Genomic DNA, 572 nt, shown 5'->3' with positions numbered 1-572 from the left:
GTGTACTATAGCGCCGAGTACAAAATGTTTTATATTTACTCCCGGTCTTAACAGAGCTTGATGACAATTGATGTTCGGCTATCTCTGCGAAATACCCTTGTAGTGCCTTTGGGGATACGGATGGCATTCGATAATCTCCAATAAGTTGATTTACTGATGCACTGAATACCACTTGAAAACCCGTTCTCAAAGAGTGAAGCATCTTTTTCATTGATAACATAGACTCTTTCTTTAATAAAACCCCTCCAGAAATAAAACTGGAGATGGAAGCAATGAAAAAACAATCTTCAACTGAAGTATATACCACCACCTTTAGATTATGGTTAATTAAAAAACAGCACTTAATCTTGTTAAAGAAAATTAACGGCGCTTCTTGATCACCAGAAAAATCGATAATCAACAAGCACGGTAGTTGTAGCTTGCTCTCTTCTTCGATTAACGTTATAGCATCAATTAGCTCTTCACTATCACTCACCATACTTTCAGGGTAAACGTCTTTCAATATAGCGTAAGCAGCATTCCTTGATAAAAAATTCTTATCAAATATAACTACTCTTTTAGGCTCCCAGGCT

Annotated in this window: 1 protein-coding gene; it reads right to left on the bottom strand. The window is 36.5% G+C overall.

Translation table 11 applies throughout. The annotated features are described in order from the left end of the window. Nucleotides 1-572: response regulator transcription factor (locus JHD74_RS25975; protein WP_199063906.1), on the bottom strand; the 572-nt coding region annotated here is incomplete at both ends.

It is taken from the genome of Serratia sp. ASV30 (assembly GCF_016428815.1).
Classification (GTDB): domain Bacteria; phylum Pseudomonadota; class Gammaproteobacteria; order Enterobacterales; family Enterobacteriaceae; genus Chania; species Chania fonticola_C.
The sequence above is the reverse complement of the archived record's forward strand: the minus strand, read 5'-3'. Positions and strand labels throughout refer to the sequence as shown.